At 72.6% G+C, this 25,134-nt stretch carries 23 protein-coding genes and 1 pseudogene; 11 read left to right on the top strand and 13 right to left on the bottom strand.

The window, feature by feature from the left end; genetic code table 11:
• Window positions 1-185 precede the first annotated feature (185 nt).
• The 6 genes and pseudogenes from ASC64_RS22600 to ASC64_RS00565 form a co-directional block, all read right to left on the bottom strand.
• Window positions 186-712 (bottom strand): annotated as a pseudogene (locus ASC64_RS22600) (SOUL family heme-binding protein).
• 243 nt (window positions 713-955) lie between these two features.
• Window positions 956-2,191 (bottom strand): pilus assembly protein TadG-related protein, encoded by a 1,236-nt coding sequence (locus ASC64_RS00585; protein WP_162245752.1) that lies wholly within the window; start codon window positions 2,189-2,191, stop codon window positions 956-958.
• The gene (locus ASC64_RS00580; protein ID WP_056905584.1) at window positions 2,188-2,637 is read right to left on the bottom strand and encodes a TadE/TadG family type IV pilus assembly protein; all 450 of its coding nucleotides are present in this window, start codon (window positions 2,635-2,637) and stop codon (window positions 2,188-2,190) included. The genes ASC64_RS00585 and ASC64_RS00580 overlap by 4 nt, the downstream gene beginning before the upstream one ends.
• A 226-nt stretch (window positions 2,638-2,863) precedes the next feature.
• Window positions 2,864-3,379 carry a GNAT family N-acetyltransferase gene (locus ASC64_RS00575; RefSeq protein ID WP_056905583.1) on the bottom strand — a complete coding sequence of 172 codons (516 nt, stop codon included), beginning with the start codon at window positions 3,377-3,379 and terminating at the stop codon, window positions 2,864-2,866.
• A gap of 5 nt (window positions 3,380-3,384) precedes the next feature.
• Window positions 3,385-4,386: a beta-ketoacyl-ACP synthase III gene (locus ASC64_RS00570; RefSeq protein WP_056905582.1), complete on the bottom strand. Its 1,002-nt coding sequence runs from the start codon at window positions 4,384-4,386 to the stop codon at window positions 3,385-3,387.
• Window positions 4,387-4,406: 20 nt separating this feature from the next.
• Window positions 4,407-5,162, bottom strand: coding sequence for an AfsR/SARP family transcriptional regulator (locus ASC64_RS00565; RefSeq protein WP_082550085.1), 756 nt, complete (start codon window positions 5,160-5,162; stop codon window positions 4,407-4,409).
• Window positions 5,163-5,321: 159 nt separating this feature from the next.
• On the opposite strand from ASC64_RS00565, the gene ASC64_RS00560 reads away from it, so the two are divergent.
• Genes ASC64_RS00560 through ASC64_RS00530 form a run of 7 tightly spaced genes read left to right on the top strand, consistent with a single transcriptional unit; the run spans window position 5,322 to window position 13,925 of the window.
• Window positions 5,322-5,609, top strand: coding sequence for a hypothetical protein (locus ASC64_RS00560; RefSeq protein ID WP_056905580.1), 288 nt, complete (start codon window positions 5,322-5,324; stop codon window positions 5,607-5,609).
• Between the two features lie 48 nt (window positions 5,610-5,657).
• The gene (locus ASC64_RS00555) at window positions 5,658-7,808 is read left to right on the top strand and encodes a hypothetical protein (RefSeq protein ID WP_056905579.1); all 2,151 of its coding nucleotides are present in this window, start codon (window positions 5,658-5,660) and stop codon (window positions 7,806-7,808) included.
• Window positions 7,801-9,048 (top strand): hypothetical protein, encoded by a 1,248-nt coding sequence (locus ASC64_RS00550; protein WP_056905578.1) that lies wholly within the window; start codon window positions 7,801-7,803, stop codon window positions 9,046-9,048. The genes ASC64_RS00555 and ASC64_RS00550 overlap by 8 nt, the downstream gene beginning before the upstream one ends.
• Window positions 9,049-9,069: 21 nt before the next feature.
• Window positions 9,070-9,564, top strand: coding sequence for a hypothetical protein (locus ASC64_RS00545; RefSeq protein WP_056905577.1), 495 nt, complete (start codon window positions 9,070-9,072; stop codon window positions 9,562-9,564).
• A gap of 22 nt (window positions 9,565-9,586) precedes the next feature.
• Complete coding sequence (locus ASC64_RS00540) at window positions 9,587-10,900, top strand: hypothetical protein (RefSeq protein ID WP_056905576.1); 1,314 nt, start codon at window positions 9,587-9,589, stop codon at window positions 10,898-10,900.
• Window positions 10,901-10,909: 9 nt separating this feature from the next.
• Window positions 10,910-11,758 carry a trypsin-like serine peptidase gene (locus ASC64_RS00535; RefSeq protein ID WP_056905575.1) on the top strand — a complete coding sequence of 283 codons (849 nt, stop codon included), beginning with the start codon at window positions 10,910-10,912 and terminating at the stop codon, window positions 11,756-11,758.
• A 25-nt stretch (window positions 11,759-11,783) separates the two neighbouring features.
• A complete protein-coding gene (locus ASC64_RS00530; RefSeq protein WP_056905574.1) occupies window positions 11,784-13,925 on the top strand; it encodes a peptidoglycan recognition protein family protein in 2,142 nt (713 codons plus the stop codon).
• Here the strand turns inward: ASC64_RS00530 and ASC64_RS00525 are convergent.
• Together ASC64_RS00525 and ASC64_RS22940 are read right to left on the bottom strand one after the other, a co-directional pair.
• Window positions 13,922-14,920: a hypothetical protein gene (locus ASC64_RS00525; RefSeq protein ID WP_056905573.1), complete on the bottom strand. Its 999-nt coding sequence runs from the start codon at window positions 14,918-14,920 to the stop codon at window positions 13,922-13,924. The genes ASC64_RS00530 and ASC64_RS00525 overlap by 4 nt on opposite strands.
• A 104-nt stretch (window positions 14,921-15,024) precedes the next feature.
• The gene (locus ASC64_RS22940) at window positions 15,025-15,156 is read right to left on the bottom strand and encodes a hypothetical protein (RefSeq protein WP_268788218.1); all 132 of its coding nucleotides are present in this window, start codon (window positions 15,154-15,156) and stop codon (window positions 15,025-15,027) included.
• A 199-nt stretch (window positions 15,157-15,355) separates the two neighbouring features.
• Here ASC64_RS22940 and ASC64_RS00520 point away from each other — a divergent pair, with 199 nt between their 5' ends.
• Genes ASC64_RS00520 through ASC64_RS00510 form a run of 3 tightly spaced genes read left to right on the top strand, consistent with a single transcriptional unit; the run spans window position 15,356 to window position 18,103 of the window.
• The gene (locus ASC64_RS00520) at window positions 15,356-15,640 is read left to right on the top strand and encodes a hypothetical protein (RefSeq protein WP_056905572.1); all 285 of its coding nucleotides are present in this window, start codon (window positions 15,356-15,358) and stop codon (window positions 15,638-15,640) included.
• Complete coding sequence (locus ASC64_RS00515) at window positions 15,624-17,114, top strand: WXG100-like domain-containing protein (RefSeq protein WP_056905571.1); 1,491 nt, start codon at window positions 15,624-15,626, stop codon at window positions 17,112-17,114. Before ASC64_RS00520 ends, ASC64_RS00515 begins: the two co-directional genes overlap by 17 nt.
• On the top strand, window positions 17,087-18,103 hold the full coding sequence (locus ASC64_RS00510; protein ID WP_056905570.1) for a hypothetical protein: 1,017 nt from the start codon (window positions 17,087-17,089) through the stop codon (window positions 18,101-18,103). The genes ASC64_RS00515 and ASC64_RS00510 overlap by 28 nt, the downstream gene beginning before the upstream one ends.
• 6 nt (window positions 18,104-18,109) lie before the next feature.
• On the opposite strand, the gene ASC64_RS21855 is transcribed toward ASC64_RS00510, so the two are convergent.
• A complete protein-coding gene (locus ASC64_RS21855) occupies window positions 18,110-18,250 on the bottom strand; it encodes a hypothetical protein (protein WP_156384933.1) in 141 nt (46 codons plus the stop codon).
• A gap of 87 nt (window positions 18,251-18,337) precedes the next feature.
• Between ASC64_RS21855 and ASC64_RS00505 the strand changes: the two genes are divergently transcribed.
• Window positions 18,338-19,510 (top strand): nucleotide sugar dehydrogenase, encoded by a 1,173-nt coding sequence (locus ASC64_RS00505; RefSeq protein ID WP_268788217.1) that lies wholly within the window; start codon window positions 18,338-18,340, stop codon window positions 19,508-19,510.
• 206 nt (window positions 19,511-19,716) lie between these two features.
• Here ASC64_RS00505 and ASC64_RS00500 read toward each other — a convergent pair whose 3' ends face one another.
• From ASC64_RS00500 to ASC64_RS00485, 4 genes are read right to left on the bottom strand one after another with little or no spacing between them, the layout of a single operon-like run.
• Entirely contained in the window at window positions 19,717-21,270 is a 1,554-nt protein-coding gene (locus ASC64_RS00500; RefSeq protein ID WP_056905568.1) for a glycosyltransferase family 2 protein, read from the bottom strand.
• Window positions 21,271-23,040 carry a glycosyltransferase family A protein gene (locus ASC64_RS00495; RefSeq protein ID WP_056905567.1) on the bottom strand — a complete coding sequence of 590 codons (1,770 nt, stop codon included), beginning with the start codon at window positions 23,038-23,040 and terminating at the stop codon, window positions 21,271-21,273. It abuts the gene before it with no gap.
• A complete protein-coding gene (locus tag ASC64_RS00490; RefSeq protein ID WP_200937426.1) occupies window positions 23,037-24,002 on the bottom strand; it encodes a glycosyltransferase family 2 protein in 966 nt (321 codons plus the stop codon). The genes ASC64_RS00495 and ASC64_RS00490 overlap by 4 nt, the downstream gene beginning before the upstream one ends.
• On the bottom strand, window positions 24,002-25,066 hold the full coding sequence (locus ASC64_RS00485) for a sulfotransferase family protein (protein WP_056905566.1): 1,065 nt from the start codon (window positions 25,064-25,066) through the stop codon (window positions 24,002-24,004). Before ASC64_RS00485 ends, ASC64_RS00490 begins: the two co-directional genes overlap by 1 nt.
• Between the last annotated feature and the right edge of the window lie 68 nt (window positions 25,067-25,134).

Raw genomic sequence — 25,134 nt, 5'->3', positions numbered from 1 at the left:
CGCCGGGCAACCCCTGCCGATGTGGTCGGACCACTGTTCACGGATCCCGGTCGCCGCGCAGGTCGTGCCTGCGGAGCCCGGCCGCCCCAGGGGTGAGGCGAGACCACGACCGTAGGCGACGCCGGAGTCCCGGCGCGACCGGGATTCCACCGGGCCATCGCCCGGCGGCTCCGGCTCGCTCCGGCTCACTTCGCCGGGGCGGCGACGGGTACGACGACCTCGTTGCGGCGCAGGAACCACGGCGTCCACGGTGGGTCGAAGCGCGCGAACCGCGGCGGGCCCACCACCTCGAGACCGGCCGCGTCCAGTGCGGAGAGGAGGCGACGCGCGTGCTCGTCGTACCGCTCGCGCGTCCAGCGCCCGGAGAACCTCAGTGCAGCCGCCGTCTGCGCGGGGACAGCGCGCAGGCGCACGTCGGGGTCGTCGGGGGCGGGGCGCTGTCGAGGTCGTACGTGGCGGGCAGGACGAAGGCGACGACGAAGCGACCCGCCGCCTCGTCCTCGGCCTCCTGCACGACCGGCGCAGTCATCGCGACCTTGCGGCTCCGGGCGTTGCGCCCACCGATGTAGCCGACGAGGCGGCGGAAGGCCGCGTTCCCCGCGCCCTCGAAGGACCCCGTCGCCAGCGTCTCCGCGACCACGTGGTCCGGGTAGCGCCGCAGCTCGAAGTCACGGTGATCGCCCACCACCTCGTAGGGCTGCTGCTCCGTCATGACCCCACCCTCCCTCCGCGCCGGCGGCTCGGCACAGGGGCGGAGGTCCCGCCTCCGTCGACGCCGGCCAGGCCGGCGCGCTGAGCCCGCTCTCCTTGCGTGCGCCTGGTGAAGCGCACCTTGCCGTGCTTGTCGAGCGAGTGCTGGAACGCCGGGTCGTGGATGCGTCGGTGGTGGGCCGGGCAGAGCAGCCGTCACGGAGACCCATCGCGATCCGCTGCGCCTCGGTGTGGAAGCGCCGCTCTACTGGGTGAGGCGCACCTGCCTCAGGCCGCCGTCGCACCTGTCGTCCCCGAGGGCACAACCCGAGTCGGCCGTCACGATCGAGACCTGCACGACCCGGGCGATGAGGACGAGGTACGTCTTGTCGCTGTTGTCCGACTTGACGGCGGTCACCATGCTCGCCGCCGGAGCGCAGCTCGACGCCACGCTGCTGGGGAGCGGCTGCGAGGGCGTGGGGTACTTCGACTTGTTCTGCTTGCCGAAGTGGAACGCGCACACCTGCACGCCCATGATCTTGTGGACGGGGAAGATCGCGTTGGTACCGGTGCCGGCGATCGACGAGTACGCGCAGAGCCCGGGGTTGGTGCAGTAGACCGGGATGGGCACAGTGGAAGCGCTGTTGATCAGGTCCTTCCAGGCTTGGGGGACGTTGCCGGGGTCCGGCTGTCCCGGGTCGCCGCCGAGGCACGAGAAGGGTTCCGAGGTGGACGGATTCGGGCACGCGGCGGCGAGGTGGTCGTTGAGGGCCGTCCCGGTCAACGTCCCTTGGCCGGACACGATCGAGATGGGCAAGGAGCAGCCGGAGCGGATCTGGTCGGCCAGCGCCGACGTGCCGCTGCCGTCTGTCGAGTTCTCGTTGGGGCAGTCCAGCGTCCACCAGTTCCCGGCACCGGTGTTGTCCGGCAACGGGCACGACGAGGAGGACCACCCGGGGCCGTCGCCCGGGGCGTAGAGCTTGAAGGGCGTGCCGGGCACCGTCCCGGCCGGGATGTCGGACGAGCACAGTGCCATCGGACGCATCCGGGGCCCGGTGGTGGCGGCCTCGACCGCAGCGGTCGCGGATCGCTCGAGGTCGTAGTCCGCCGTGCGTCCGAGAGCCTTGCCGAAGAAGTTCGGGCTCGAGGCGGTGACCGATGCCGTCACGACCAGGTCGCCACCCGAGCAGGTGGCGGTGACGCCTCCTCCGCTCAACGCCCCGGCTGCAGAGGTGGTGTCGTTGGCATCGACCTTGGACCTGGCCTCTGCCTGGGCGGCCGTGTTGCCGTGGCTCAGCATGTCGGCGCAGGTGCGGTAGGGCTGCTGCGCGAAGACCCCCGCTGCGCCCAAGGCGGCGGCGTCCGCTGCCGTCTGGGTCGCACGCTTGTTCGCGTAGGCAAGTCCGAAGTCGGCGACGAGGCCGCACATGCCCATGAGGACGACCGCGACGAGTCCGACGAGGACAACGGTCGCGCCGCTTTCGTCCCTTCCGCCGCTCATGAGAACTCGCACCGCATCACGCCGGTGCCCTTCAGAGTGGGCACTGCGAGGAAGTTGAACGGCGGCAACGTGACCACCCATCGATTGGCTGGTCCTGAACGGGTCATCGTCACCGTGATGTTGGTGTTGGGGGCGCTACCGGCGCACGGCCTCACGGTGTCGGCTCCACAGTTCGTGACGACGGGTGTCGGCACCGTCCCGTCGCTCACTCTCATGCCGATGGTCTCGGCCGCTGTCCGGCCCTCGGTCTTGATGTCCGCGCAGGTCCTGCCGTCGACCACCGCATAGCGCGCCGCCTGACGCGCGGCGTTGTTCAACGAGATCTGCTGGGCGAAGACGAAGCCGAAGTTCGCGATGCCGACGACCAGCAGCAAGAGGATGGGCATGACGAGGGCGAACTCGAGTGCGGCAGCGCCGCGCTCGTCCCTGCGGGTGGAGACGGACATGCACGTCCTCCTGGATCTCGGCAGGCCCTGCGCCGCACCTCGTCTACTCATCAGCGCCACGGCGAGCCGGTGTGTTACACGCGGTTGGGCGAACGTCGGCCCGGTCTAGTCCGCGTCACCACGTGGGACCCGAGCCGAAGCCGCCGGAGCCAGTGGTGGCCTGCGTCTGGGTCGTCCGCATCTGACGCAATGTGCGCGTCTCTGCGTCGTCGATCCGCCCCGGGATTCAGTCCCCCCGCGCGAGCTCGAGGTGCCCGACCACCCGGCCGTCCTCCTGCGTCTCGTCCACCATCCCGGCGGAGCGCAGGAGCCGCAGCATCCCCTCGTTGTCGGGCATCATCTCCGCGCGCAGGCGTCGTACCCCGACCTCGCGGGCGCGCTCGCACAGCTGTCGCAGCATCACCGTGCCCAGCCCGAGGCCGTGCCAGGAGTCGGCGATCGTGATCGCCAGCTCGGCTTCGTCGCGGGCGGAGGCGTAGCGGATGAAGCGCGCGACGCCGATGATGTAGCTCGCGTCGTGCGTGGAGTGGGCGACGTACGCGACGTGGTCGACGTGGTCGACCGCCGTGAAGTACGTCGCCTGGCTGTCGGTCAGGCGCGGCATCCCGGTCAGGAAGCGCTGGTACTGCGACTCCTCGCTCATCAGGCCGAAGGCGCGCTGCAGCTCGACGGCGTCCGTGCTGTGGATCGGCCGGATCCGCACCGTGTCGCCGGTGCTGAGGCGGACCTCGGCCCCGTCCACCGCGGCTACTGACCCAGCGGCGGAAGCGTCACGACCTGACCCGCATAGCTGAGGCCGGCGCCGAAGGCGATGAGGAGGGCGGTGTCACCGACGGTCGCCTCGCCCTTGCGGAGCATCGCCTCGATCGCGAGCGGGACCGACGCGGCCGAGGTGTTTCCGGAGTCGACGACGTCGGTGGCGATGGCGACCGAGTCGGGGATCTGGATGTTCTTGGCGAGGGTCTGGGTGATGCGGAGGTTGGCCTGGTGCGGGATGAAGGCGTCGAGCTCGTCGACGCCGACGCCGGCCAGGTCGAGCGCCTCGTGAGCCACCTTCGCCATCGCGAACGGCGCCCACCGGAAGACCGCCGTGCCTTCCATCTGCACCACGGGGTGGTCACGGTCGGAGTGGCCGCCGAGGCAGCTCGGGCTCTGCGTGATGACGTGGGCCTGCGTGCCGTCCGAGCCCCACGCCGTCGGGCCGATGCCCGGGGCGTCGGACGGTCCGACCACGACCGCACCGGCCCCGTCGGCGAAGATGAACGCGGTGCCGCGGTCGGTCGGGTCCATGAAGCGGCTGAGCTGCTCCACCCCGATCACGAGGACGTGCGACTCGGCGCCGGAGCGCACCATCGACGACGCCAGGTTGAGCGCGTGGCAGAAGCCCGCGCACCCGGCCGAGATGTCGAAGGCGGCCGACGTGATGCCCAGCGCGGCCGCGACCTGCGGCGCCGATGCGGGCGTGTGCTCGGGGTAGGTCGAGGTCGCGACGATGACGCAGCCGATCTGGCCGGCCGCGACGCCCGAGGCGGCGAGGGCGCGCTCGGCGGCCGACACCGACATCCCGATCAGCGTCTCGTCCTCGCCCGCGAAGCGTCGGGTCCGGATGCCCGACCGGGTCTGGATCCACTCGTCGGAGGAGTCGAGGACCTCGCAGATCTCGTCGTTGGTCACCAGCCGCTCGGGCCGGTGGACGCCGAGGCCCAGCATGGCGGCGTGGGCGGTGTCGGTGGACTGCTGGATCGTCATGTGCCGAGCATAGGCACGCGTCAGGAGAGGGGGTGTGCGGCCGGGGCCGCCGAGCGCTGGGCCGGCAGCAGGAGCGCGGCGATGCGGGGGGAGGGCACGAGCCCGGCCTCCTTGTCGAGGAGCAGGGCGTAGTCGCGGCCGTGGCGGATCGCCTCGGTGTGGTTGCCCTCGGCCATGTGGGCGGCGATCAGGACGGCATGGGCGGACTCGTGCAGCGGCTCGACCCGGATGGCGGCGCAGGCGACGTCGATGGCGCGGCCGTACTGGCCCCGCGAGGTGAGCAGTTCGCTGAGCTTCTCCAGGGCGTGGATGCGGAGCTGACGGTGGCGCTCGCGGTCGAGCAGCAGCCACTCCTCGTCCCAGCCCGGGAGCAGGTCGGCCTCGAGGAGCAGCGCGGCGCCGCTGATCGCCTGGTCCTCGACCGGGTACTCGGCGATGATCCGCCGGGCCTGGGAGGTGATCAGCTCGTAGTCGATCCGGACCTCCTGGTCCAGACCGATGGCGTCGCGCCGCGCCATCACGATGCGCGTATCGGCCTGACGCACGCGCCACAACGCCGTACGCAGGTTGGACATCGCGCGGTCCGGTGCGGCGCTCGGCCACAGGTTGCCGGCCACGGTGTCGCGGAGCTGCTCGACGCCTGTCACGGCCAGGAAGCCCAGCACCCGCTGGGCATTGCGTGGCATCGGCACCACCTGGTGGCCGACGTGCACCGAGAACCCACCCAGCAGGCTGATGCTGGGCCCGGCCGCTCGCGACAACGCAGCAGTCGTCATTCGTCCCTCCCCACCCGGAACGACAGCACACGCGCGCCTACGCAGCGTCACGGTCCTGTCGTCAGGGACGTCGGAGGGTGAACGTTGACGCGGGTGTGACCTCGTCGCAGACGCGGCGACGACGGTGCCGAGGACTCCACACGCGCACGCTGTTCAGTGATGGAACCCCCAGTCTGGCACAACCTGGTCGTACGTCTCTGGCGTGACGGCGACGGCCTGAAGGTCCGATTCCTGGCCGGCCGCGACGGTCGCCGCCCCGCGACGCTGACGCTCGCGACGAGCGTGGAGTCCGCGGTCCACCAGTTCGAGGCGTGGCTGCGATCGATCGAGCAGGACGATGCGCCTCCGGTCCCGACCAGCCGGCCAGCGCCGGCGGCACGAGCACCACGCGACGACACACGGGACGACGACGCTGGCGCGACGAAGCCGCAGACAGCCGACTCCTAGCGTCAGCGGACCACAAGCGCGACGTGCTGACGTGAGAGGGAGGCGCTCATGACGACGCTCGACACGGAGGCACCCATCTTCTCCGGCGGCGGACTCACCGGCTTCGAGGTCACCGACCAGGAGGTCCCCTCCTACGAGGGGGGCGCCCTCGTCTCCCCGTTCGCCGCAGGACTGACCTCGGAGGACGAGTCGGTCCAGTCCGCCGACTCGCTCGAGGCGCTCGTCGCCGAGCTCGAGGACGAGGAGTTCGACGAGACGGTCGAAGGGCTCGTCGACGAGGTCGCAGGGCACCACCTCCGGGCGCTGACCCGGTACGGCGACCAGGAGCAGGTGGCCGACCAGGAGGCCGAGCAGTGGCTGGAGCAGCTCGGCGAGTCCGTCGACCGGGGGCTGGCCGAGCTCGAGCAGCGCTTCGCCGACCGGCGGCTCGACTCCTTCGGCGAGGGCGAGGTCGCCGGGGTGCTGGGCGAGTACGCCCGCGACCCCGAGTCCAGCAGCGAGCAGTTCCTCGGCGGCCTGGTGAAGAAGGCGTTCAGCGCCGCGAAGGCGGTGGCCGCCGGCGCGGTGAAGGGCCTCAGCAGGCTGGTCCCCCTGGGTCCGGTCTTCGCGGCCCTCCGCAAGCTCGTGCGCCCGTTGCTCCGGCGGGTGCTCAGCAAGGCGATCAACCGGCTCCCCGCGCCCCTGCGCGGTCCGGCCACCCAGCTCGCCCACCGCCTCGGCCTGTCAGAGGCGGAGGCGGAGCCGTCCCTCACCGAGGCCTTCGACGCCCAGCTCGCCGAGGCCCTCCTCGCCCCGTCGGACGCGGCGCAGGAGCAGGTGCTCAGCGAGGCGGCGTACGACGACGGGGCGATGCAGTCCGAGGACCCGCTGTCCGACCTCGACCGTGCCCGCGCCACGTTGGCTCGCCAGCTGTCGGAGGCCGAGCCCGGTCGGCCGCCCACCGAGCAGCTCGAGCAGTTCATCCCTGTCGTGATGGCGGCCATGCCGTTGATCCGGACCGGCGTGAGGATCATCGGCCGCGACCGCATCAAGAACTTCGTGGCCGGCCAGCTCGCCACCCTCATCCAGGGGTACGTCGGCCCGCAGGCGGCACGCGCGCTCGCGCCGCACGTGGCGGACGCCGGCCTCAGGCTGCTGTCCCTGGAGTCGGCAGCACCAGAACAGCTCGGAGCGGAGGCGCTCGTCGACACCCTCCAGGAGGCCGTGGTCGACGTGATGAGCCTGCCGGCCGAGGCCCTCGACGACCCGCTGCGCCTCGAGGCCGAGGTCGGCGACGCCCTCGGCGCGGCGGCCGTGCGCAACCTGCCTCCGGCGGTGCTGCGCGACGACCTGCCCGACCACGACCCGGACAGGCCCGGGTGGGTCGCCATGCCCCGTGCCGGGAGGGCCCGCCGCTACCGCCGCAGCGCGCGCCGCTTCGACGTGACGCTGACCCGCGCCCGGGCCGGGGAGGTCGAGCTGCCCGGCGCGGAGACGCTGGAGGAGCGGCTGCTCGACGCCGGGGTGGCGACCTGGCCGGTGAACGCCGAGGTGCAGGTCTTCGAGACGATGACCGGCGGCCACCTGGGCCACCTCGCTGCCGGCGAGGGCGAGGGGGTCCTCCCGGCCGAGTTCGAGGAGCTGAGCCCGGCGACCGCAGGTCTGCTGCTCGGCAGGGCCGCGCTCGGCACGCGTCCGGGCGTGCTCGGACCGGCAGGGCGGCGATACTTCCGTGTCGTCGTGCCCGGCAGGCGTGTCGTACGCCATCGCAGCCGGATCGCGTTCCGGCTCCGTCCCCAGCTGGCGCGACCGGAGCTGCGGGTGCACCTGCGCGTCGGGGAGCGCACCGCGCACCGGCTGGCCGGACTGCTCGAGCGACAGGAGCAGACCGAGGTCGTCGCCACGGTCGGCCGGCTGCTGGGCCGCCAGGTGCAGGAGGCCGCGGCTCTCCGGCTGCCGCGCATGCTCGGCCGGGCGACCCGGTCCACCGTCGCACCGGCTCGTGGACAGGCGCTCGCCGCCCACGTGGTCGAGGCGATGAAGTCCACCCTGGCCAGGGAGCTGCCCGCCCAGGCGGCCGCGATGGCCACCGCGGCCAAGGACCCCGCCCCCGGACTGACGCTGACGTTCGCCTTCGCGTTCGCCGATGCGACCGCCCTCGCCTCCGGGATGCCCGGTGCCCCGACCCTCACCATCCGCGCCGGGAGACACAGTGACTGACGCCGAACGCCGGCAGCTGCACGCCGAGCTCGCGCACTGGCAGGGCGCCATCGTCCAGCTGGCGGAGCTCGACGCCGTGGCACCTACGGAGGCCTGGGCCCAGCTCGAGGACTACCTCCGGCTGCGGCTCCGCGACCGGCTGACCTCGTCGATCGCGGCGCTGTCCGCCGAGGGCACGACCCTCGCGACCGCGCTCGCGAGCGGGCGACCGCTCGGTGAGTGCCGCGCCTCCCTGCTCCGGCTGCGGGCGCGCTACCTCGCCGTCGAGTCGACCGTCGAGTTCTACGGCGACGCCGTCCAGCAGCGGACCACACCGCGGCTCGGGGCGGTGCTGCGCGGGCTGGACACGATCGCCGTCGACTCGATGGAGGTCGTGCTGCGCCCGCTGGGCAAGGAGGTGCCACCCGCGCTGGTCTACCCGGAGAAGGGACTCGGCGCCGCGGTGCTCCGGGCGGGGATCCGGCTGTGGGACCAGGGCGGGCTCTCGCCCGTCGCGGCGATCAAGGTCACGCGGCACAACCTCATCCACCCGACGGCGATCCTGCACGAGACCACCCACCAGTGGAGCCACCTCGTCGGCTGGAACACCGAGCTCGGGGAGGTGCTCGCCGAGGTCGCCGGCGACGTACCGGGCCTGGGCGAGCTCCTCAGGTCCTGGGCCGGGGAGGTGGCTGCCGACGTCGGTGCCTTCGCGATGGCGGGCTGGTCGCCCGTGCCGGCGCTGGCCAACGTGGTCGACGGTCCGACGGCGTCCGTGCACCGCGTACGCCTCGGCGACCCGCACCCCCCGTCGTGGCTGCGCGTGCTCTTCAACGTCGAGCTGTGCCGGAGCTGGTTCGGCGCGGGCCCGTGGGACGACCTCGCCGCGGCATGGCGCTCGCGGCACGACCCGGCCGGGTTGACCACGCACGACGCCGCGGTCGCGCGCGCCGGCGAGCGGCTGCTGCCGGCGCTGGCGTCCGCCTGCACGCGCCGTCCGTTCCAGGCGTTCGGCGGACGGCCGCTCCACGCGCTCGCCGACCCCGAGCGGGTCTCTCCGGCGCGGCTCGCGGAGCTCTCGCGCCAGGCCGGAGACACGCTGCTCACCTCGGCCTTCCTCGCCCGGAGCGACTCGCTGCGCGTCCTCGCGCTGCTCACCAACGACCAGCCGCTCGACCCCGCTGCGACCGCCGCGCGGACCGCCCGCCTGCACGACTGGCTGGCCCGGCTCGCACCCATGCCGCTCCCCCGAGCCGCCTGAGCACACCGAAGGAGAACACCGATGGCGCAACAGCAGAACCACCAGCCGGACTGGACCGACCTGCTGGCCGAGCTGAAGAGGATCGCGGACGCGCTCAACAACCCCCGCCCGGTCGCGCTCAGCACCGAGCCGCCGGCCGCCGCCGCGGGCAGCAACCTCGACTACCTCGTGCTTCGCCAGCTGATGGGGCGCGTGCCTCGCGACGGTGAGGACGTGAAGGTCGTCCCGGCCGGGCGCAAGAGAGGCACCGGTGGATCCGCGCCGAAGGCGGTCCTCGTCCTCGGACCGGTGCCCGAGGACGTCGAGGAGGTCGCCGTCTTCACCCAGCGCGGAGAGCCTGCGGAGGTCGTCCCGCTGGGGACCTACAACCCCCAGGTCAGCAGGTCGGGCGCGATCGCCACCACCGACTTCCAGCTCACCACCGTCACCAACGACCAGGTCATCACGCGCCTCGAGTTCCGCCGCGGTGAGGACCACTACCCGCTCGCCCTCGGACCGCGGCTCCCGGTCGTGTGAGAGACAAGGATCGGAGAAGCCCATGTTCCGCAGCCTCGCCCGCCGGATGACCCCGCCGGCCCAGGTGTTCGACATCCACCCGCTCCAGCTGAGCCGCTGGCTCGACGAGGCCTGGACGGGCGGCGCCCTCGTCCCGGACGTCGGCAACTCGACGACGCCCGCCGGCACGCCGTTCCTCGGCGAACCGGCGATCATCGGTGCGATCGACCTCCCGCTGCCGTCCGCGACCGGAGTGCCCTTCCCCGCTCCGTCGGGGATCAACCCGGCGGCGCCGGACTCCTTCACCGGTGCACCCATCGGACCGCCGACGCCGCCCCTCATCGACCCCGGGCTCGTCGCCGACCACCTCGTCTACGCCTTCCTGATCGAGTCGACCGGAGCGTTCGAGGTGCTGGCCGAGGTGGTCCGTCGGCTCAGCGTCGGCGAGACCCTGAACCCGATCAGCACCGCGGCCCACCGGTGGGTGCGGACCACGGAGGAGCTGTTCTTCCGGGAGCCCCCGCTCTACAGCATCCAGGGCGTGCTCAGCGAGGTCCGTCCCGACCAACGGGTCAACCGGCGCAATGCCTACTGGCGCATGTTCGGGCTCGAGCCGCCGCACCCGGTGCCGGCGCGGTGGCTCCGCCCGGGGATCGCGGACGGGGCGTGGAAGCAGGACGTCGGCGACGGCGTGAACACCAGCTTCCGCGAGAAGTGGACCGAGCTGCTCCGCCAGGTCTGGCTGGGCAGGGAGAACGCGAAGAACGGCATCGGCCCCAACGCCACCGACCGCGAGTACATCGCCTCCCTGTGCGACGCCCTGCGCGACATGATGGCGCTGCGCCGCCGCGGCGGGCTGCTCGCCCGCGAGGAGTTCGCCTACGTCAGCACCTTGTCGTGGTTCCACCTGACGCTCGAGGACAACGTGCCGATCGTCGTCGACCTCAGCGCGCAGGGCCCGGGTCCCGCGGAGCGGCTCCAGAAGCTCGCCGCCCGCGTCGGCATGACGCCGGCGCCCCGTGCGCGTGAGCTGTTCGAGCTCGCCGACCTGATGTCGGCCCTGCTCCGGGCCATCGAGCTGAGCGTCTTCTCGTCCGGCCCCTCCGTCGAGCTGCTCTACCTCGACCTGGGGACCAACGCGACCCTGCTCACCGACATGAACAAGATCATCGACCTGTGGCAGTCCGCCACCGGCGACCGGGTCAAGGACCGGCCCTCGGGCTCGGCCCAGCCGCTGCGGCTGCCGACGCCGTCGGGTGGCAACGCGGCGCCGCCGCCCAACGGCGTACGGGCTCCCGCACCCACCGGGTCACCGGCGCCGATGGGCCTGCTCGCGGGGCAGAACGGTCACGGCTAGGCCGCCGTCATGCGATCGCCGTTCGCGGAGGCTCCGACGCAGCTGCTGGAGCACGAGGTGCTGCGGCCCGACGAACGCGTCCGGGTCACCCCGACCACGCAGGTGCCCTACCGGTGGGTGTGCTCGCTGGACGTCACGCGCGGGAGCACGTCGTACCGCGGCTCGGGCCTCCTGGTCGGGCCGCGCCAGGTCCTCACCGCCGCGCACAACGTCTACGACGCCGAGGGGAACCGGCCGGACTCCCTGGTCGTGGTGCCGGCCCGCAACGTGGACGAGCAACCGTTCGGGCGGTTCGAGGCGGTGGCCTTCACCGCGTCGAGCCGCTACATCACCCACCCGACGGCGGGCACCCGCTTCGACCTCGCCCTCGTGACGCTCGGTGCCGACGCCTCCACCGTGAGGTCGCGCGCGATCGGTGGTGCCGCGCTCGGCCACTGGGGCCACGCGACGCTCGGCCAGGGCACGAACCTGCGCCCCATGACGGCGGCCTTCCTGACCGGGAAGGACGTCGTCGTGTGCGGCTACCCGGGCGACATGTGCAACGGCCATCGTTGCGACCCGGCGGTCGGCTGGAGGAAGGGCGAGCAGTCGAACTCGATGTGGTCGCACTTCGGTCCGGCCCGGTTCCGCGCCGGCGCCCCCGGCGCGGTCGTCTACTCCGCCGACACCGCGAAGGGCCAGAGCGGGTCGCCCGTCTGGATCAGGTTCAGCGACGGCACCCGCTCCCTGGTCGGCGTGCACGTCGACCGCCACCTCGAGTACGACGCCACCGCGCGCCGGATGGTGCTGCGGGGCAACAAGGCCGTCCACCTCGACACGGACGTGATGGCGCTGGTGCGCAGCTGGCTGGGGCAGTGAGCCCTCGAACGCCGATGGAGGAGTGATGACCGAGACGTTCGCGATCGGGAGGAATGGCGCACCGTCGCCGTTCCGGGAGGAGCTGGTGGCCGAGGCCGAGGGCTTCGCCGGTCCCGAGGAGCCCGAGTACTCCCCGCCCGGCGACGACCTTGCACTGCAGGACGAGGCGCTCCTCGACGAGGCGTACGCCGATCCCGTCGAGGAGGTGGAGGCAGAGCACGAGCAACCGTCGCAGACCGCCGTCCAGGGCCAGTCGGCAATCGCGGTGCAGGCCGCGCGGCAGTGGGACTCGACCGATCGCCCGGTCGGGTGGATCGGCAAGGTCTACGGGCTGGTGGTGCACACCACCGGTGGCGGCCTGCCCTCCAAGGCGAAGTCGAAGGGGATCTACCACACCGCCTTCGCGGTCAGCTACTACTCGCAGTCGCACGGCTGCCACTACGTCAACGGCTGGCGCGGCGTCAGCGGCGGTGACCTGCTGCAGGTGGCCAACGAGCGCGAGCAGGCCAACGGGGTGGGCGTCGGCGACCAGCGCCGCTCGATCGACCAGGGTCGCTTCGAGAAGGACCTCCCGGCCGCCGTCGTCACCCAGTGGCGCGCCCGCTGGCCGGGCGTCGAGCACCCCCTGAAGCTGCTGCCCGGCACGCGCACCGCCAACTCCTGCTACATCCACGTCGAGTGCGTCCCGTGCGTCTTCCACCACGGCAACCGGCTCGTCACCGACGCGACCCCGCTGCGGCCGGGGCTGCGCTTCACCCAGGCGCAGCACGAGGCGGTCGCGCTGCTCGCCTGCGACATCGCGCGGCGCAACGGCTGGCCGCTCCAGGAGACGTGGTGGCGCTCGGCCCGGCTCGTCGGCCACGAGGACCTCACGCCGTTCAACCGCCACGACAGGGCAGGCGGCTGGGACCCCGGAGGGATGCGCGCGACGCCGTACTTCGACTGGGACTTCGTCTACTCGATGATCGAGCGCGAGTGCCGGGCCGCACCCGCGGTGCCCCGCCCGTCGTGGTGGCCCTTCTCTGAGGCCGGGGAGGACGAGCTCGAGCAGCCGGGCGAGGTCCTGGACGGTGGGGACGATGAGCACGAGTGGGGCTCGGAGGACGAGCTCGAGACGGAGGTCGAGTCGGACCAGGCCGAGTGGCCGACCGCGGGGGAGGCCGGGCAGGACGGTGCGGACGAGCTCGAGGAGGCGTACGGCAACGAGCTGCAGGACGAGCTCGAGGACGAGGCGTCCTTCCTGGAGCCGTTCCGCCTGGCCATGGCGATCGCGCGCGGGCAGCGCGACGAGAAGACCCTGACCAACGGCGTCTTCTTCGCCCGGCACCCCGAGCTCGGCGGTCGACCCATCGCTCCCGGCGAGCGCAGCCTGGCGTCCGAGTGGATCGCGATCCGCGACACGCTGGTCCGCCCGCTGCTGGCTCGCGCATCGCAGCCGACCGCGACCGGGGGTGGGTCCGGCGGCGCGCTGCCCGCCGGCCCGTTCGGGACTCTCGTGCTCAGGGCGCCGGGCCGGACGCCCTTCTCCTACCCCTTCACCGCGGAGGACGCGGCGTGGACGGCGAAGCTGGTCATCCTCGAGGCGGGCGGTCGACCCGACGCGGACAGCGCCGCGGTGGTCTGGGCGATGTTCAACAGGTACGCCCTCGTCAGGCACACCCTCTACCCGACGTTCCACTCCTTCATCCGGGCGTACTCCACGACGCTCCAGCCGGTGCTGCTCAACTGGCGCGCCGCCCAGCGCCACCTGGACAGTCCCGAGTTCGTCCCGTCAGGAGGGACCTACACCACCAAGGGCGCGCCCCCCGGCATCCCGAAGGGACAGCTCCGGCGGCACCTCGCGTTCCAGGCGCAGGCCTGGGACCAGCTGCCCGCCGGCGCGAGGACCCTGACGCTCCAGGCGGTGCGGGGCAGCCTGCCCAACCCCGGCATCGGCCTGGCCAGCGAGTTCGTCTCGACCCGCATCCTGTGGATGCAGGCGAACGCGACCAAGCGGGAGCCGACCGAGCAGGAGTGGCGCAGCTTCACCGAGACCTTCCCGGCCCGCGTGGGGAAGCCCTACGCCTGGATCGGCGACGTCCCGTCCATCGACCAGCGCAAGAACGCCTTCTTCCGCTACCTCGTCGACGCGAGCCTGCCGGCCGACGCCGTCACGGTGACTGCCTAGGCGGCGTGCACCGGGGCCGCCGCAGGCACGGCCACCTCGCGACGGCGGAGGCTCGGCAGCCAGCGCACGTCGCCCGCCGTGGTCGCCGACGAGCCGTAGGCCAGCAGCGCGAGGAAGACGCCGTACACCGGGAGGTGGCCGACCATCTCGGTCTGGCCGAAGAGCAGCAGGGTGGCGTTGAACGGCACCATCGCGACGAGCACCGCGACCTGCGGGAACGCGCCGGAGATCACCAGCAGGCCGAAGAGCAGCTCGGTGGCGCCGGCGATCGCCACGAACGTCTCCGGCGACACGTGGATGCCGACGAGGGAGAACACGTCGAGGGCCGGGAAGTGCTCGAGGGTGTCGATGGCCATCGCGGGGTTCGTCAGCTTCTCGGAGAACGCCAGCACGATCAGCGCCACGCCGACGCCGAGCCGCAGCCACAGCAGCGCCCAGCGCAGCTGCGCACGGGACGGGTGCGCGGCACCGTTGGCGTCCGCCCCGGGAGGTACGACGACGAGGAAGGCAGCGACGGCCGCGAGGTTCGCGCACTCACCGAGCGCCGTGGGACCGGCGACCAGGGCGAGCGCCGGCCCGAGACTGAGGACGAGCGCGGCGGCGGGACGCAGGTTGATGCCGGTCACCAGCCAGATGCCCAGGCCCGCCTCGACGAGGAGGAGCGAGCCGCCGCCGATGCCGTGGAGGTGGTCGTTGGAGGGCGTGATGAAGGCACCCGTCGCCGCGAGCGCGAGCAGCGCGACGCCGAGGTGGATGCCCAGCAGTCGGGGGATCCACGGCACGAGGCGGCCCAGCGGCGCCAGGAACGGCAGCTCCGGCTTGTGGACCCGCAGCGCGACGAGACGCCACACGACCGTCACGGCGACGACCGCGGCGGTCAGCACCAGGGGAAGCGGCGAGAGGAAGAAGGACCAGTCACCCGCCTGCTGCGACTCGACGAACCAGCGTTCGTGGGCGGGAAGAGCAGGGCCGAGCACGGCGAGCGGGAGAGTCATGTCCTCACCTTCGGCGACGGACCCGCCCCTCATGAGCGGCGAAAGGTCCGGACTGAGGGGGACCTAAGTCCTCACGTGCCTCTCTGCCTACCCGCAGGGGTGGGCTACTGCCGCTCGGGGTCCGCCTCGGGGATCGGCGCGTCCGGGACCTCGCCGGGGTCGATCGGGTCCAGTCCGGGCTCGCCGGACGGGACGATCTGCGGGTCGGACTCGGGCTCCATCGGTGTCGTGGTCATCCGTCCTTCGTACGCCGACCCCGTCGGGGTCGCAACGCCCGCCCACCCCCTCCGGTGGGGGCTCCGGCGCCGATCCGTCATCCGGACCCGCACCGATCGCGCCGGATCTGGATGACGCATCCGCCGTGCACAGGCGTCCGGTCAGGAGTTTCGGCGCGAGGCGCGACGGGAAGACGATCTCCGAGGACGAGGAGGACCGATGAGCATCGTGATGAGGCCCGACGCCGTGCGCGGCGGCTGGGCGAACGCCGACAACGCGGCTGCCGAGCTGCGCTCGGCGCAGGGGCAGGTGAGCGACGCCGCGGGGCACGACATGGCCGACCTCGCGACCACGCTCACCGACGCCGCCGAGGACATGCGCGGCGTCCTCCGTGTCGTGCTCGGCGTGCTCGACGAGCACCACGGCAACGTCGAGGACTGCATCAGCGACTTCCTGGCCACCGACGGCAGCTCGGCAGGTGAGTTCCATGGGCTTGCTCGATGACACCGTCGCCCGGCTGAGGGACGTCCTCTCGGTCGTCGAGGACATCGATCTCTGGCCACCCTGGGACGCCGCGCAGACGATCGTCGACGCCGTCGCCCGGGCCGTCGAGATCGCGACGCAGCCGCCCGCCCCCGACCCGGAGGACGTCCGCGAGGCCGCCTCGGCCTGGCGTCGCATCGCCACCTCCGTCGACGCCGGCTGCGACGACCTCGCCACGACGCGCAGCAAGATCGACCCGACCGCGTGGGACGGCACCTCGGGCGATGCCTTCCGCTCCTCGATGGGCCGGCTCCGCACCCGCACCGCGACGGTGCCGCCCGCCGCACGTGAGGTGGCGACGGTCCTCGACCGGCTCGCGACCGAGATGACGGAGGCGCGCACCCGTCACCAGCAGGCCGACGACATGCTCCGCGACAACCTCGAGCTGTCGTGGGGCGACCTGTGGCCGTGGGAGCTCGTCGACTTCCTCCGCGGCGTCGTGCAGGGAGTCGTCCACGCGATCACCGAGGCGATCGCCGCCTACCAGGACGCCGCCGACGCGGTCGCGGTCGCCCAGGCCGCGATCGTCGCGGCGATGGACGAGATCGACCTGCCCGACGAGCTGCCGCAGGGCGTCAGCCCCGTCTCGGCCGTCAACGGCTGGCAGGACGAGGACGGACCCCTCTCCGGCTACCAGCTCGAGCACTACGACGCAGCCTTCGACGCCCTCAGCCCGGCCGAGCAGCAGGCCGTGCGCGACGCGCTGGCCGCCGCGAGGAACGACGACGAGCGCGCCTGGATCATGGCCGGCGTGGCCTCCGGACTGACCGGCGCCGCCCTCGCCAACTACGTCGCCAAGCTGCACAGCCTGAGCCCCGCCCAGCTCGACGACCTCGACCCCCCGACCGACGGCAGCTACTCCCAGCCCGACCAGACGACCTGCGGATCGTCGAGCCTGGTGATGTCGCGGATGCTCAACGACCCGGCCTACGCGTTGTGGATGGAGACCGGCTACGACCCCGCGACCGGTCAGACCGACCCGCGCACCCCGGAGCAGCGTTTCGCCGACGAGTCGCTGGCGATGCACGACCGCACCAACGCGCTGCACGACCGCGACGGCGACCTCCAGCTCCCCTGGCCCGAGGCTGCCGGCACCCAGCCCTGGGCGGTCGCGGCGGAGATGTCGAGCGAGGGCGGCAGCGGCACCCCCGGCCAGGACTACGAGGTGCAGACCGTCGCGCCGGGCGACCGCGGCGACACCTACGACACCATCGCGGCGTCGGTCGAGAACGGCCACAACGTGCCGCTGTACGTTGGCGACACCACGCGCCCGGGCCACGTCGTCCTCGTGACCGGGAGCGATGCCGGCTCCCTGACGATCTACGACCCCGCCTCCGGACAGGAGCAGACCATCTCCCGCGACGACTTCACCAGCGGGCACCTCGGTGTCTCGGGATGGGACGAGCCGTGGTTCGCGGTCACGCCCTCGTCCTGACCCTGCTGGTCCCGGTGCTCGCCGCCTGCAGCGGCGACGCCGAGCCCGTGTCCGACGCCGACGACCTCGACGCGGCGGTCGCCGTCTGGTCGGACCCGTGGGTCGCACCCACGTCGGCGACGGTGGCCGGGCCGTCGTTCGGCAGCGACGGGCTGCTCGACCGGACCGTCGCGCGCCGCGAGACGTCGTACGCCGTCGGGGTGCGCGCGGCTGCCCGCTCCGAGCTGCGGGTGGCGCTCGAGCAGGGGTGGGCCACCACGTCCAGCACGTGCGCCGACACGGTGCAGGTCGCGCTCGTCAGTCCGGACGAGGATGCGCTGGCCCAGCTCGTGGTCGAGCCGGACGGTGAGGGAGCGCAGGTCGCGGTCCAGGTCGCTGCCCGGCACCACCTCGACTCCTCGTGGCAGGCCCCCGACGTCGTCGACGGCACCTGCCTCGACGGCGGCTCCGACCCGTCCTTCGTGCCGCCTCCGCTCGTCGGCGAGGCCCTCGGCAGCGTCCGCGAGGACCGCGACGCCGAGTGGCAGCACAGCACCCCCGCCGAGGACTTCATCGACGCGGCCAACGACGACCCGGCGCTGCGGGCGATCGGCGTGTCGGTCGCGGTGCCGCGCCTCGACGAGGGGACCAACCGGCGACAGGCACCTGCGGCCGAGGCTGAGGTCGACGCGAGCTCGCTCCAGGAGCTCGCCGAGCAGCTGTCCGGGTGGCGGCTGACCTTCGCCGCGTGCGGCGGTGGGGGTCCGGTCCGAGCGACCTTCGTGCAGGACGTCGCCGACGGCCACGCCGTGCTGTCCGCCGACGTCGGCCCCGAGGGGGCCCGGGTGCGGGTCACGGTCCCGATGACGGAGGGACCCACCGGTGAGTGGCTCGACGGGATCCAGGTCATCGATCCGGCGGCCTGCATGACTCCGAGCTCGTCGCGCCGGCTGGCGGCCTACGGCACGCCGGCCGTGCTGCCGAGCGACCTCACGCCGATCGCCGACTGAGCCGCCTCAGGGACGGGCGCCCCCGGAGCGGCGCTGCTGCACCTTGCGGACGGCGCTCTTGATCTTGGCCTGGTTGTGCGGCTTGCGCGCCTCGTCGTAGACCAACTTGCCGATGCCGACGGCTGCGATCTTCTTGGCGATACCCATGCCCCTCACCCTGCCAGCGCACCCCAAGGGTGGTCCCTGCCCGCCGGGCGACGGCGCCACGACACCGGCGTACGGCACAATCACCGCGTGACTACTCGGATCTCTGTAACGGGCCTCGGCTACGTCGGCCTCTCGATGGCAGTGCTGCTCGCGCGGCACAACACGGTCGTCGGCCTGGACCTCGACGTCGACCGGATCGAGGGGCTCAAGCGCGGCATCAGCCCCATCCACGACGACGACATCTCCCGGTTCCTGGCCGAGGAGGAGCTGGACCTCACCTTCACGACCGACGCCGAGGAAGCCCACGCCGGTGCCGACTTCGTCATCATCGCGACGCCGACGAACTACGACCCGGTGACCAACTACTTCGACACCGGCTCCATCGAGGCGGTGATGCGTGACGTGCAGCGGATCAACCCGCGCGCCACGATGGTCGTGAAGTCGACCGTCCCGGTGGGCTACATCGAGGACGTACGCGCCCGGCTGGGCACCACCGACGTCATCTTCTCGCCCGAGTTCCTCCGCGAGGGTCGGGCGTTGCACGACAACCTCTTCCCCGCCCGCATCGTCGTCGGCGAGGACTCCGAGCGGGCCCGCGCCTTCGCCGAGCTGCTGGTCAAGGGCGCGGACGCCGACGACGTACCCCTTCTCTTCACCGCGCCCACCGAGGCCGAGGCGATCAAGCTGTTCGCCAACACCTACCTCGCGATGCGGGTCGCCTACTTCAACGAGCTCGACTCCTTCGCCATCTCCCGCGGCCTCGACCCGCGCTCGATCATCGACGGCGTCGGGCTCGATCCTCGGATCGGCACGCACTACAACAACCCGTCGTTCGGCTACGGCGGCTACTGCCTGCCCAAGGACACCAAGCAGCTGCTGGCCAACTACTCCGACGTCCCCCAGACGCTGATCTCCGCGATCGTCGAGGCCAACACGACCCGCAAGGACTTCATCTCCTTCGACATCATCGACCGCGGGCCCGAGGTCGTGGGCATCCACCGCCTGATCATGAAGGCCGGCTCGGACAACTTCCGCGAGTCCTCCGTGCAGGGGATCATGAAGCGGCTCAAGGCCAAGGGCATCGAGGTCGTCGTCTACGAGCCCGAGCTCGAGGAGGACCACTGGTTCGGCTCCGAGGTCACCCGCGACCTCGCCTCCTTCAAGGAGCGCGCCGACCTCATCGTCGCCAACCGCATGGTCGACGAGCTCCGCGACGTGGCGGACAAGGTCTACACCCGCGACCTCTTCGGAGCTGATTGATGGCTCGCTCCGCTCGCGTGTCGCGGCGCTCGTAACCCGCTCGTTCGTCGTCGTTGTCGCGGCCTCCCCCGCTGCGCTCCTCCGACCGCAACCCTCCTCCTGCACTCCCGGGCGCGCCGCGACCTCACCCCCCTTGGTCGAGGAGGGAAGACGACGTCTCCCAGGGCGCCGAGCACGCGCGAGCGGAGCGAGCGCCACAGACACGGCTACTTCCGGCGGCCGAAGAGCCCCCGCTTCTCCTCCGGCTCGGGGGCCGAGCCGCCGGACGGGGCGTCGTCCTGGTGGAGCACCTTCATCAGGCGCTCTTCCGACCTGGCCGGGTCGACCGCGGGGCGGGCGCCGAGGACGAAGCGCTCGACCTCGCGCTCGGCGGTGGGCACCCAGCCGACCGCGGTGGCGTCGTAGGTCTTGACCCCGAAGGCCTCGTCCATCAGCGCCTCGCGGTCGTCGTCGGGCCCGGCGAGGCGGGCGACGCGGGCGAGGGCGGCGGTGCGCTCGACGCGCGCGGCACCACCGGTGGCGTACGACAGCAGACGGGCACCGTGGTGCGTGCGCTCGAGGTCGCCGAGCATCGCCGACAGCGCGATCGGCAGCGGGGCCAGGGACACGTCGGGCAGCGTCAGCACGAACTCGGCGTCGGACGTGGCAGGAGCGGTCTCGACCAGACGGACGCGCGGCTCGTGGAGGTAGGAGCGGTGCACCAGCCGGGTCTCGAGGACCGGGTCCTCGACGGGCTGGACGCGGTCGTCGTGCACCGTGCTCCACGGGCCGACGACGGTGACCCGGAGGTCGGGGACGTCGCCGTCGAGGAGCGAGTCGACGACGCGGATGGTCTCGTCGGCGGGACCGGCCGGCACGACGACCTCGAGGTAGGGCACCTGGTAGGCGCGGCCGCGCTTGTTGCGCTTGGGCCGCATCGTCGGGACCAGGTCGGCGAGGTAGGGGTCGTTGAAGCGGTTGACCTGCTCGGCGCGGCGCAGGACCTGCGAGCGGCCGAGGTGCCAGCTGCGGGCCTCGCGGTCGACGACGAAGACGCCGCCGGCCTGCGCGAGCGAGTGGCCGAGGTGCATGTCCTCGCCGAGGCGCAGGGTCCGGTCGAAGCCGTCGGAGTCGAGGTAGAGCGCCTTGGTGACCGAGCCGGTCATGCCGATGTGGAAGCGCTGCGCGCGGGGGCCGGCGGTGCGCAGGTCGTCGGTCTTGTCCCAGTAGTCCACGACCCACTGGTGCGGCTCGTGCGCCTCACCGGGGAACAGGTCGGCGGCGCCACCCGCGGCCACCCGGTCGCGGACGTCGGCGGGGTCGAGGTCGAACAGCGAGGTGGGGTCGACGAAGAGCTTGTCGCCGCCGGGCACGGCGTAGTCGACGAGGTGGTGCCAGCGCGCGTGCGCCTCGACCTCCTCGCGGTGGGCCAGCATGTCGGCGTCGTACCAGTGCAGGACGTCGCCGTCGGCGGCGAGCGCACCGAGGTGGCAGGCGTTCGCGCGACCCCACCCCTCCTCGACGCGGATCAGGCGGGTGTTGTCGGGCCGGACCTCCGGCAGCTCCTGCGCCGGTGAGCTCTGGTCGTCGACGACGAGCACCTCGAGCAGGTGCGCGGGGTAGGACTGGCCGGCGAGGCCCGCGAGGACGTAGGGCAGCGTGCGCTGGTAGTTGAACGTCGGGACCACCACGGTGACCGACAGCGTCGGCTCCCACGCGCCGAGCGTCGGCGGGGTGAGGACCCCCCAGTCGTTGTGGCGCACCACCGGCTGACGTGCCATCTAGTGCACACCCCCGTCGGGTCGGTCGACGTCGTCGACCTCCAGCGCCAGGCTCGGCTGGAAGCCGCTCCACTCCGCGGCCACGATGTCAGGTCGGCGGAACTCCTCGTCGTCGCGGACCCAGGTGTGCCCCTCGCCGGTGCGCCGCAGGACGTAGCCGAGCCCGTGGGTGCGGTAGATCCGGCCGCCCGCGGCCTCGACGCCGGCGAGCAGCTGCGCGTCGACGAACTTGCGGACCCGACGGAAGTCGCCGAGCGAGCGGAGCAGGCCGCGGTCCATCAGCAGCGTGCCGCCCGCGACGAAGCGGGCGAACATCTCCGAGGGGTGGATGCGCCGCACGGTCACGTCGTCGCGCTGGAGGTAGACGAACTCCGACGGCATGCCCACGACGTCGGCGCCGGAGTAGCGACGCGCCATCAGCAGGTCGTGGACGGCGTCGGGTGAGTACCAGTCGTCGTCGTCGACCTTGAGCAGCACCTCGCTCGACGCGGCGTGCGCGGCCGCGGTCAGCACGTCGCCGAAGAACGTCGACTCGTCGAAGGAGAGGACCTGGTGCGGGCGGTCGCCGAGCGCACGGCGTACGGCGTCGCGGTCGGGCTCCCAGCCGTGCGCGGCCAGCACCAGCTCGACGTCGGCACCGCGCTGGCGGGCGAACTGGCGCAGCGCGAAGTCGAGCATCTCCGGGCGCTTGGTCGACAGCAGCGCGCTGACCGGCGGCAGCCCGACGTGGCGGGTGCCGGCGCGGTCGGCGAGCGCGGACCGCCAGGCCAGCGTGGAGTGGTGGTCGAAGGCGGCCCGGCGGACGGCCAGGCTGTGCTCCTCGCGTCGCAGGGCGTCGTCGAGGTCGGCGGCGGTGTCGAGCGCGGCGGCCAGCGGCGGCGCGACGTCGAGCACGCCCTCGGTCACGAGCGGCACGCCCGAGATCGCCAGCGCCAGGAGGTCGGCGGTGGGGGTGTCGGCCGGGAGGCGCACGCCCTGGAAGGCGCGGGCGGCGGCGACGACGTCCTCGGTCACCGGGCCGGTCGTGATCCGGGAGAGCTCGACGACGCCGTGGTCCCAGTCCTTGCGGAAGCCGGTCGGGCGGAAGACGCGCTCGTCGACGGGCTCGGGCCCGTGGTCGGTGACGACGGTGGGCGCGCGGTCGATCACGTGGTGCTCAGCCACCTCGCCGCCACGGCGCGCGACCACGACGTCGGGTGGCACGTCGCGCTCGGGGTCGCCGGCGCCGGCCACGTCGGGCAGCAGCACGGCCCGGGCATCGAGTCCCGGCGCGGCCGGGCGACCGGCGTACGACACGACGAGGCCGCCGTGGGTGGTGTCGCCGGGACCGGCGGCCTGCCGGGCCATCTCCATCACGACGAGCTGGGCGCGGGCGCCGGAGCCGAAGCGCGCGACGGTGAGGACGCCGCGGTCGCCGGCCTCGCGGGCGGCGAGGTGGACCAGTGGCGGCCACTCGGGCCGCGGCACGAGGACCCACGGCGTGGGGGCGTCGGTGAGCCAGCAGGCGATGGCCTTGGCCTGTCCGAGCAGCGGCACGGCGCTGGCCATCCGCCGGAGCCGGGCGCGGTCGGCGGCCACGACGAGGACCGAGCCCCAGCCCTTCATCGGCCCGTCGAGCGAGGACAGCGTGACGACCCGCGGCTCCAGGCCGGCGACGTCCTCGATGCCGTGGAGGGCGTCGAGGGCCACTCCGTCGGAGTCGTCGACCAGGACCAGCGTGGGCCCGGGCAGGCGGAGGTCGTGGAGAGGGTGCTGGACGGGGGAGCTCACGGTCGGACGCGCTCCTTCAGGTCTTGGCTGAGGGCTCGATGCTTGAGTGAGGCAGGCAGGGAGTGCTTCACCAGCGGTCGGGGCTGGCGCCAGAGCCAGTCGCGGCTCACGTGGTCGATGATGTGGACGCCGGGAGGAGCGGTCACCTTCACCAGGCCGCCGAGCGCCTCCGGGTCGCCGTTGCGGATCGCCTCGTCGACCTCGAACTCGCGGAGCTTGCGGTAGAGCCGGGTGTTGGTGAAGTCCACGCCGTCGCGGCGCCAGTGGGCGTACTCGTCGGCGTCGAGCCACTTCACCTCGAGCACGAGCCCCTGCTGGAGCACGATCCGCTCGACGCCGGGAGGGAACTCGCGCAGCTCCCAGTCGAAGGCCTTCACGAAGGTGAACTCCGGGCCCATCGGGTAGATCCACGGCTCGAGGAAGCGCAGCGACAGGTCGAGCCAACCCGTCGACTCGTCGACGACGGTCAGCGGGTGCCGCGGCATCGCGACGATCGCGCGGGTCGACTGCAGCTGCCACGACAGGTCGCGCACGATGCCGGCCCCCTCGGGCGTCAGCACCATGTCGCCGTCCCACTTCATCGAGTACGTGGTGCGCACGTGGGAGAAGCACCAGTTGTAGAAGTGCGTCAGCGAGTGGACGCTCGTCGCCGGCGTCGCGAGGTGCTCGCCGCCGGCGCGGGCCACCTGGTGGGGGTAGTCGAGGACGGTCAGCCGGTCGGTCGCGCCGCACTCCTCCGCCACCCGGCGCGCGACGTCGGCGGTGCCGTCGTCGGAGCCGTTGTCGACGAGCAGGACGTGCTGCACGGCCGAGAAGATCGGCGGCAGCACCCACGGCAGGTTGCGCGCCTCGTTGCGCACCCGGAAGACGCACGTCAGCCCCGGCGCGAGCGCCTCGCCCGACGTCCACGGCCAGGTGACGTCGTACGCCGGGTCCTGCTCGAGGGAGGCGATGTCGGGCATCAGGCCCGATCCTGCTGGGACGGTCGCTCCCGGCCCATCGCCTTGCGCAGCTTCTGCCGGGCGGCCGGCGGGACCATCGCGCGCACGGCGTGGGGCACGCGGTCGGCGGCCGTGCGGTGGGGTGCCTGCTCGGACGCCTCGCGACGCGCCTCCGCGGCTGCCGTACGCCGCTGGGCGACGACGGTCGAGTGGGCGAACGCCTCGGCCTCGGCGTACTGCTCGGCATAGGCGGTGCGCAGCTGGTCGCAGGTCTCCTGGAGGGCCGGCGAGTCGTCGGTCGCGAGGGCGTCGAGCGCCTGCCAGGTCTCGTCGGCCAGCTCGCGCAGCCTCGTCGGCACCCCGATGTCGTCCCAGGTCATCGTCACCCGGCGCAGCGACGGGTCGATGAAGCGGTGCACCTCGGCGATGTCGACGGCCATCGCGGTCTTCACCCCGGCCAGGTCGAAGGCCTCGCCGAGCTCGAAGACCGGCTTGGTCCAGTCGTCGAGGAGGTCGCCGTAGCGCACGAACGCCCGCTGCTGGCCGCGAGTCGCGCGCTCGGTGTGCAGCATCATGTTGACCCAGGCCGCGGTGCGGGTGATGGCGCCCTGGTCGGAGCCCGCACCCATCCGGCCGTAGTAGGTCTGCTTGGAGCCGACCACCTCGGTCACCGGCCGCAGCATCGTGACGTAGGACGACGTGGCGTCGCAGCGGTCCGCCGCAGCCCGCCACAGGCCGAGGAACCACGCGGCCCGCGGGTCCTTGATGACCAGCTCGTCGGCGACGCCGAGCTGCTCCTCGAGCCACGTCGTGACCCGCTCGCGCAGGGCGTGGTCGCCGCTCGTGGTGCCGGTGTCGAGCCACGCCCGCGGACGCGCGTCGGAGACCTGCACGTTGCTGCGCTGGAGGAGCTCGTGGTGGAGGTCGACGACCCACCGCGGCTCGCCGAACCCCTTCGGGTTGGTCGCGTCGGCGACCACCTCGGGCTGGGGCACGTGCAGGCCCAGGGTGCGCAGTGTGCCGGCCATGGTGCTCGTGCCGCTGCGGCCCGAGCCCACGACGAAGACGACACGGCGAAGACTCATGGCACCGAGCCTATCGATCCCGGACGGCGACCTGCCCGTTGGTCGAGGAAGGACGACGTCCTGTCACG

Source organism: Nocardioides sp. Root122, assembly GCF_001425025.1.
GTDB lineage: Bacteria > Actinomycetota > Actinomycetes > Propionibacteriales > Nocardioidaceae > Nocardioides.
This window is presented reverse-complemented; position numbering and strand designations above follow the sequence as displayed.